Genomic DNA, 9,235 nt, shown 5'->3' on the forward strand with positions numbered 1-9,235 from the left:
ATATACGAAAAATCCGAGCGTCGTGTACGGTTTAGAAACGTCGCAAATCGAGTGTCATCGGTAGCTCGTCATTAATTTCCACATTCGGTATAGGAAGTTTCCCCGGGCTGTGTCCGATGCGGAAGAAACGCGCCATTCGCCGGCTCTCGGCCTCATTGGCATTCACCGGCAAACTGTCGTAGTTGCGCCCGCCCGGATGGGCGACGTGGTACTGACAGCCACCCAGCGAGCGTTGCATCCAGGTGTCGAGCAGGTCGAACACCAACGGTGCGTGGACCGGAATGGTCGGTTGCAGGCAGTTGGCCGGTTGCCAGGCGCGGAAGCGCACGCCAGCGACGAACTCGCCGACTCGTCCGGTCGGCTGCAAGGGCACGGGAACGCCGTTGCACGTCAGCAAATAACGTTGGGGCGCCACGCCGGTGAGCTTCACCTGCAAGCGTTCCAGGGACGAATCCACGTAGCGCACCGTGCCGCCGACTGCGCCCTCTTCACCCAGCACGTGCCAAGGCTCCAGCGCCTGACGCACTTCCAGCTCGATACCGCTGACCGCGTAATCGCCGACCTTGGGAAAACGAAATTCCAGATGCGCGGCAAACCACTCCGCCCGCACGGGATAACCGGCGGCATTGAGATCGACGATCACATCCGCGAAATCCTGCTCGATAAAGTGTGGCAACAGGAATCGGTCATGCAGCTCAGTGCCCCAACGGGCCAGTTTCGGCGGCGCATACGGCTCGCGCCAGAACCGCGCCACCAGCGCCCGCAGCAACAGCTGTTGCGCCAGGCTCATGCGCGCATGCGGTGGCATTTCAAAGGCGCGCAACTCGAGCAATCCAAGACGCCCCGTCGCGCCATCCGGCGAATAGAGCTTGTCGATACAGAACTCGGCGCGGTGCGTGTTACCGGTCACGTCGATCAGCAAGTTGCGCAGCAACCGGTCGACCAGCCACGGCGCACACTCCTCGCCCGGTTCAGGCATCTGGGCGAAGGCGATTTCCAGTTCGTACAAGGCATCGTTGCGCGCTTCATCGACACGCGGCGCCTGGGACGTCGGGCCGATGAACAATCCGGAAAACAGGTAGGACAAGGACGGGTGGTTATGCCAGTAACTGATCAGGCTGCGCAGCAGATCGGGACGGCGCAGAAATGGTGAGTCAGCCGGTGTCGCGCCACCCAGGACGAAATGGTTGCCACCGCCGGTACCGGTGTGCCGGCCGTCGATCATGAATTTCTCGGTAGTCAGTCGGGTCTGGCGCGCTTCTTCGTAGAGAAACTCGGTGCGCTCGACCAGCTCATCCCACGTGGCGGACGGCTGCACGTTGACCTCGATCACGCCTGGATCGGGGGTGATGCGGAAGTTGCTCAGGCGCGGATCGCTCGGCGGCTCGTAACCTTCCAGCAACACCGGGCAATGCAGTTCCTGCGCCGTGGCCTCGATCGCGGTGACCAGTTCCAGATAATCCTCGACCCGCTCCAGTGGCGGCATGAACAGGTACAACCGGCCTTCCCGAGCCTCGGCGCAAAACGCGGTGCGGGTCAGCCAATCGGCGGATTCATCGACCTCCAGATCCCGTTCGAGCGCTTCGGCCGGCGCCCCCGGGCTGTTCAACTGCTGAGTGTCTGGAAGCGACGGGAATTCCTGGTTGGGGTCGTTCGGGTAGATGAACGGGTACTCGGCCGCTTTCACCCAAGGCTGCGAGCCCAGTGGCAGGCGATAACCCAGCGGCGAATCCCCCGGCACCAGCCGACAATGCTCGTCACGCAGGTACCAGCGACCACTTTGCCATTGATCCCCCTTGGCGGTGCGCGCCAGCGGCAGGACCTGGCCAATCACCTTATCCAGCCCCTGGCTGAAGACTTTACGCAGGCGTGCCCGCTCCAACGGTTCTTCGAGACGTGAGTCTTCGGCGCTGACGTTCAGCGGCAACGCGCCTTCGCGCCAGAGGTAATAGAAATTGTCTTCGTAGGCCGGGAACACAAAGCGTGTCGGAATTTTCAGGCGTTCGGCGACGCTCGAGAGAAAACGCCCGGCCAGCTCGCCATCGGCGCCGTAGTCTTCCTGTTCATCGGCAATCAGCGCGCTGTTGTGCCAGATCGGCACGCCATCGCGGCGCCAGTAGCAGTTGAGTGACCAGCGCGGCAGTTGCTCGCCGGGATACCACTTGCCCTGCCCAAAATGCACCAGGCCTTTGGGCGCGTAGTGTTTGCGCATGCGCTGGAACAATTCGGCAGACAGTCGACGCTTGTCCGGCCCGAGCGCGGCGGTATTCCACTCGGCGCCGTCCGGGTCATCAATGGACACGAACGTCGGCTCGCCACCCATGGTCAGGCGCACGTCGCCTTCGAGCAGGTCGGAATCGATCTGCCGGCCCAGCGCCTGGATCGCCAGCCACTGGTCTTCGGTGTAGGGCTTGGTGACCCGCGGTGCTTCCCAAATTCGCTCCACGGACATTTCGTGGGTGAATTCGCACTCGCACGGTTCCACCAGGCCACTGATCGGTGCCGCAGAGCCCGGATCGGGGCTGCACGCCAACGGAATGTGTCCTTCACCGGCAAACAGCCCTGACGTCGCGTCCAGGCCGATCCAGCCGGCGCCGGGCAAGTAGACCTCGCACCAGGCGTGCAGGTCGGTGAAGTCCACTTCCGTGCCCGAGGGGCCGTCGAGGCTTTTGACGTCGGCGGTTAGCTGGATCAGGTAACCGGAGACGAAACGCGCCGCCAGCCCGAGGTTGCGCAGCAACTGCACCAGCAACCACGCCGAGTCGCGGCAGGAACCGGAGGCGTGTTCGAGGGTGTGCTCGGGGGTTTGTACGCCGGGCTCCATGCGGATCAAGTAGCCGATGTCTTCGCTCAGGCGCTGATTCAGCGCGACAAGGAAATCCACGCTGGGCAGCGGCGTGCGGTCGATGCCGTCCAGATAGGCCTTGAACTTCGGCGTCAGGGGCAGGGTTTCCAGGTATGGCGCCAGCTCCTTGCGCTCGTCCGCGGCGTAGGTGAACGGGATCTTTTCCGCGTAGGGCTCGAGGAAGAAGTCGAACGGGTTGAAGACTGCCATCTCCGCGAGCAGATCGACCTCGATCCGTAGCTCATTGGTCTTCTCCGGGAACACCAACCGCGCCAGGTAATTGCCCTGGGGATCCTGCTGCCAGTTGATGAAATGCTGCTCGGGGGAGACTTTCAGCGCATAGGACAGAATCCGCGTGCGACTGTGGGCGGCCGGGCGCAGGCGAACGATCTGCGGACCGAGCTCGACGGCGCGGTCGTAGCGGTAATGCGTGACGTGGTGCAATGCGACATGAATCGACACGGCGTGCCTCCTGCGAGCCTTAAGCGTATGGGAAAGCGCGCAAGACTTATGCCATCCAGCGGCGCTGGCGCTTTCTTCGGTTGCATGAGGCAGTACAGCACCAAAATCGGGCGATGCGGGAAATTGGTTCGAGGGAGTTGCACGAAAATGTTGCGAAGAGAGGCTTGATCGTTCCCACGCTCCCGCGTGGGAATGCAGCCCGTGACGCTCCGCGTCACTGGACGCAGTGCGTCCCTTGAGGCATTCCCACGCAGAGCGTAGGAACGATCACGCCAACCCGAAGGTTGGCGTTCTGTTCAGCTCAAGCGAGGCTTAGCGCGGTACAACCGGCTTGCGCGCAGGCTTCGGTCCTTTGCCTTTGGCTGCATCCTTGCGCTCCTTGGCCGCCTGCTGGTTGCGGGCAAATGCCGCCGCCTTGGCCTGTTCACGCTTGTCCCACGGATTACCGCCATCACTGGCACGCGGTGGCAGGCCGGTATGCTGGGTCAGGATCTTGGTGGTCTTTTCCCCGGCCACTTTGTGGCTGCCAGCCGGCGTCGAGTTCTTGCGACGGGCGCTCTGGTAGCTGTCGGTCGCCGGTTGATGCAGCGGGATCAACTGGTTCTTGCCCGGCCCGATCAGGTCGGCGCGGCCCATGCGGGTCAGCGCTTCACGCAACATCGGCCAGCCTTTCGGGTCGTGATAACGCAAGAACGCCTTGTGCAGGCGACGCTGATCTTCGCTCTTGACGATGGTCACGGCGTCACTCTTGTAAGTGACCTTGCGCAGCGGGTTCTTGCCCGAGTGGTACATCGCGGTGGCGGTGGCCATCGGTGACGGGTAGAACGCCTGCACCTGGTCGGCGCGGAAGCCGTTGCCCTTGAGCCACAAGGCCAGGTTCATCATGTCTTCGTCGGTGGTGCCCGGGTGAGCGGCGATGAAGTACGGAATCAGGTACTGCTCTTTCCCGGCTTCCTTGGAGTACTTCTCGAACATGCGCTTGAACTTGTCATAGCTGCCGATGCCCGGTTTCATCATCTGGTTGAGCGGACCTTCCTCGGTGTGTTCCGGGGCGATCTTCAGGTAACCACCGACGTGGTGAGTCACCAGCTCTTTGACGTATTCCGGCGACTCGACCGCGAGGTCGTAGCGCAGGCCGGAAGCGATCAGGATCTTCTTCACACCCGGCAAGGCACGGGCGCTGCGGTACAGCTGAATCAGCGACGAGTGATCGGTGTTCAGGTTCGGGCAGATGCCAGGGAACACGCACGATGGCTTGCGGCACGCGGATTCGATTTCCGGGCTCTTGCACGCGATGCGGTACATGTTCGCGGTCGGGCCGCCGAGGTCGGAAATGACGCCGGTGAAGCCTGGAACCTTGTCGCGGATCTCTTCGATTTCGCGAATGATCGACTCTTCGGAACGGTTCTGGATGATCCGGCCTTCGTGCTCGGTGATCGAGCAGAAGGTGCAGCCACCGAAGCAGCCACGCATGATGTTCACCGAGAAGCGGATCATGTCGTAGGCCGGGATTTTTTCCTTGCCGTACGCCGGGTGCGGAATGCGCGCATAGGGCATGCCGAACACGTAGTCCATTTCTTCAGTGGTCATCGGAATCGGCGGTGGGTTGAACCAGACGTCGACTTCGCCGTGCTTCTGCACCAGCGCACGGGCGTTGCCCGGGTTGGTTTCGAGGTGAAGCACGCGGTTGGCGTGAGCATACAGAACGGCGTCGCCACGGACTTTTTCCACCGACGGCAGACGAATCACAGTCTTGTCGCGGGTCATCTTCGGGCTGGCCAGGATCTGCACGACTTTGGCTTCTTCCGGATCTTCAAGCGGACCCTTTTCCTGCTCGATGGCGCAGGCCTGGGTGTCCTGGGTATTCACGTACGGGTTGATGATCTTGTCGACCTTGCCCGGACGGTCAATGCGAGTGGAGTCGACTTCGTACCAGTCTTTCGGGGTGTCGCGACGAATGAACGCGGTGCCGCGCACGTCGGTAATGTCTTCGATCTTGTGACCGTAGGACAGACGCTGGGCGACTTCGACGATCGCACGCTCGGCGTTGCCGTAGAGCAGGATGTCGGCGCAGGCGTCGATCAGGATCGAGTTGCGCACCCGGTCCTGCCAGTAATCGTAGTGGGCGATGCGGCGCAGGGAGGCTTCGATGCCACCAAGCACGATCGGCACGTTCTTGTAGGCTTCCTTGCAGCGCTGGCTGTAAACCAGGCTCGCGCGGTCCGGACGTTTACCCGCCAGTCCACCCGGGGTGTAGGCGTCATCGGAACGGATTTTCTTGTCGGCGGTGTAGCGGTTGATCATCGAATCCATGTTGCCGGCCGCGACGCCGAAGAACAGGTTCGGCTCGCCGAGCTTCATGAAGTCGTCTTTGGACTGCCAGTTTGGCTGGGCAATGATCCCGACGCGGAAGCCTTGCGACTCCAGCAGCCGGCCGATGATTGCCATGCCGAAAGACGGGTGATCGACGTAGGCATCACCGGTGACGATGATGATGTCGCAGGAATCCCAGCCAAGCTGATCCATCTCCTCCCTGCTCATCGGCAGGAATGGCGCCGGACCGAAACATTCGGCCCAGTACTTGGGATAGTCAAATAACGGCTTGGCTGTTTGCATGACGATGACCGGTGTTGAGATGAAAAATCGCGGGCGCGGAATATAGCACAAAATTTGACCAATTCCGACGGCTATGGTCGGAAATTGCGGTGGTTCTTTGTTTAGAGGCCCCGAGGCAAAGCATAACCCTGTGGCGAGGGGGCTTGCCCCCGTTCGACTGCGAAGCAGTCGTGAAATCAACGAATGCGAACTACCTGGAAAAATGCGGACAAAGGTTTTGGGGCCGCTGCGCAGCCCAACGGGGGCAAGCCCCCTCGCCACAAAAGCTCCCTCGCCTCAGGATCCGGCAGGGTTACTCGTCGTCGAAGTTGTAGCTGCCCGGCGCGAGGTTTTCGAAGCGGGTGTACTTGCCGATGAACGCCAGTCGCGACGTGCCGATCGGGCCGTTCCGCTGTTTGCCGATGATGATCTCGGCGATGCCTTTATGCTCGGTTTCCGGGTGATAAACCTCATCCCGGTACACGAACATGATCACGTCGGCATCCTGCTCGATCGCTCCGGATTCCCGGAGGTCGGAGTTGATCGGGCGTTTGTTCGGTCGTTGCTCCAGGGAGCGGTTGAGCTGGGACAACGCCACCACCGGGCAGTTGAATTCCTTGGCCAGGGCCTTCAAGGAACGGGAGATCTCGGAAATCTCGTTGGTCCGGTTGTCACCGCCCGAACCCGGGATCTGCATCAACTGCAGGTAGTCGATCATGATCAAGGCAACATCGCCGTGCTCACGCACCAGACGCCGGGTCCGCGCACGCATTTCCGATGGGCTGATACCGGCCGTATCGTCGATGAACAGCTTGCGATCGTTGAGCAGATTGACCGCCGAGGTCAGGCGCGGCCAATCGTCGTCGTCCAGGCGACCGGCACGAACCTTGGTCTGGTCGATACGACCCAGGGACGACAACATACGCATGATCAGCGATTCGCCTGGCATCTCGAGCGAGTAGACCAGGACGCACTTGTCGCTGCGCAGCACCGCGTTTTCCACCAGGTTCATCGCAAAGGTGGTTTTACCCATGGACGGACGGCCGGCGACGATGATCAGGTCGGACGGTTGCAGGCCGCTGGTCTTCTCGTCGAGGTCGGTGTAGCCGGTGGACAGGCCGGTAATGGCGTTGTCGGTGTTGAACAAGGTGTCGATGCGGTCGATGGCCTTGGTCAGCAGGTCGTTCACGCTCACCGGGCCGCCGGTTTTTGGCCGGGCCTCGGCGATCTGGAAGATCTGTCGTTCGGCTTCGTCGAGAATCTCTTCAGCCGTGCGTCCTTCCGGGTTGAAGGCGCTGTCGGCAATCTCGGTGGCGATGCCGATCAACTGTCGCAAGGTCGCCCGTGCGCGGACGATCTGCGCATACGCCTTGATGTTGGCGACGGACGGCGTGTTTTTCGCCAGCTCACCGAGGTAACCGAGGCCACCGACCTGCGAGGTCTGACCTTCCTTGTCCAATTGCTCGGCAAGGGTCACGACGTCGATGGGGGAGTTCTTGTCGGCGAGCTTGGCGATCGCACGGAAGATCAGGCGGTGGTCATGTCGATAGAAATCGCCGTCCGAGACCTGATCGAGCACGCGTTCCCAGGCGTTGTTGTCCAGCATCAGACCACCGAGCACGGCCTGTTCGGCCTCGATGGAATGCGGCGGCACCTTCAGGGCAGCGGTTTGCAGATCGTATTGCTCGGGAGCGGAGATATCGTTCATGGCCACTTGGTTATTTTGTGAAAAGCAGGAGTTTCAGAAAGACAAAGGGCACGACCTGTAAACAGGATCGTGCCCGATGTTAACCGTCTGACGGACAAGCCGCCAGCCGATCAAGTGCTGCTTAAGCTGCTACCACGACAACGCGTACGGTGGCTTCAACTTCGGCGTGCAGGTGCACGGCTACGTCGAATTCGCCTACGTTGCGGATGGTGCCGTTCGGCAGACGAACTTCGCTTTTTGCCACTTCAACGCCAGAGGCGGTCAGTGCATCAGCGATGTCGTGAGTACCGATCGAACCGAACAGCTTGCCTTCGTCACCAGCGGTGGCAGTGATAGTCACTTCCAGCTCAGCCAGTTGGGCGGCACGGCTTTCAGCCGAAGTTTTACGGTCTGCTGCGGCTTTTTCCAGCTCAGCGCGACGCTCTTCGAACGCAGCCAGGTTGGCAGCGGTCGCAGCGGTAGCTTTGCCGTAAGGCAGCAGGTAGTTACGACCGTAACCAGCCTTGACGTTTACTTTGTCACCCAGGTTGCCCAGGTTGGTGACTTTTTCCAGAAGGATCAGTTGCATGTGAAAATCCTCTTAACTTTTAACCTTCACCGTTCGCGTTATCGGCGTCTTTCGGCGCCGAACGACCGCGAAAATCAATCAGGCTGTCGACGATGGCCAAGACCACCAGCAACGGATAGATCAGCTGCATGAACAGCAACAGCGTGACGTACAACCCAACCAGCCAGAACCTGGCCAGTCGCTTTTGCGCCACCAGCCCGTGAATCAGAGCCAGCCCGGCGAACACCAGCGGTACGCTGCACAACGGCGTCAACATGGCCATCTGAGGACCGATATTCGGCCCCAGAAGCATGAACGCCAGCAGCAACATCGCTGGTAAAAGCGGGAATCGGATGGCGCGAAACTCGCGACCAAAACCACCCGGGTTGTACAACAACGCCTGCCAGTAGCGCCCGACAATCAGGCTCAGCACACTGACGATTTGCAACAAGGCCGCAATCAGGCCGGTCAGGACCGGTGCAATCAGGGACGCAAAATGCGCTTGCTCGTCTACCGACAACTTCTGGTAGACATCACCGAGTAGCGACGGCATGACTTTTATCAAAGCCTGCGCCAGCATCTCGATTTGGGGAGCAAAAACTGTCCCCAGCACCACTGCAAACACCACTCCCATCGCTATGCTGACCAGCAGCACGCGGTTCCAGGACTCGCTTGCGCGCAAAACCAACGCAAGGCTCGAAGACCCCAGCAGCACCAGAAGTGCCCGTGGGTCATCGGAGTAAAGCCACCAGATCAACGCCGGCAGCAGTCCCAGAGCAAGTACGCCAATGGCGTCCTTCAATCCGCGCCGCAGGAGCACTAGGCATCCAGCGGCAGCACCCAACCAATACAACAACGGCAATGTTGCGCATCCGGCCACTACGAGAATGGCCTGCATACGGCCGCGCATGATGAACTCAGCTAAGGCACGCATGCTTTCAATCCTTTGCTACGTGTCGACTGCCCGGTCTCAGCGGCCGTGGCTGTCGGTGTAGGCCAGCAGGGCCTGGAAGGGTGCGGGGTTGTTTTGGGTTTGATGGTGTGTCTGATTTTTTTTTTTGGTTGTGGTGTTTTGTTT

At 60.7% G+C, this 9,235-nt stretch carries 5 protein-coding genes; all 5 read right to left on the minus strand.

Going from position 1 to position 9,235, the window contains the following annotated elements; all coding sequences use genetic code 11:
* Positions 1–31: 31 nt before the first annotated feature.
* A complete protein-coding gene (locus ACIQV9_RS15905) occupies positions 32–3,307 on the minus strand; it encodes a DUF2126 domain-containing protein (protein WP_403103082.1) in 3,276 nt (1,091 codons plus the stop codon).
* A 312-nt stretch (positions 3,308–3,619) separates the two neighbouring features.
* On the minus strand, positions 3,620–5,923 hold the full coding sequence (locus tag ACIQV9_RS15910) for a YgiQ family radical SAM protein (protein ID WP_403103085.1): 2,304 nt from the start codon (positions 5,921–5,923) through the stop codon (positions 3,620–3,622).
* A 292-nt stretch (positions 5,924–6,215) separates the two neighbouring features.
* A complete protein-coding gene (dnaB, locus tag ACIQV9_RS15915; RefSeq protein ID WP_403103087.1) occupies positions 6,216–7,610 on the minus strand; it encodes a replicative DNA helicase in 1,395 nt (464 codons plus the stop codon).
* A gap of 121 nt (positions 7,611–7,731) precedes the next feature.
* Positions 7,732–8,178 (minus strand): 50S ribosomal protein L9, encoded by a 447-nt coding sequence (rplI, locus tag ACIQV9_RS15920; protein WP_003197251.1) that lies wholly within the window; start codon positions 8,176–8,178, stop codon positions 7,732–7,734.
* Positions 8,179–8,197: 19 nt separating this feature from the next.
* Positions 8,198–9,091: a hypothetical protein gene (locus tag ACIQV9_RS15925; RefSeq protein ID WP_403103091.1), complete on the minus strand. Its 894-nt coding sequence runs from the start codon at positions 9,089–9,091 to the stop codon at positions 8,198–8,200.
* Between the last annotated feature and the right edge of the window lie 144 nt (positions 9,092–9,235).

The sequence above is a fragment of the Pseudomonas sp. NPDC099000 genome, from assembly GCF_044759925.1.
GTDB lineage: Bacteria > Pseudomonadota > Gammaproteobacteria > Pseudomonadales > Pseudomonadaceae > Aquipseudomonas.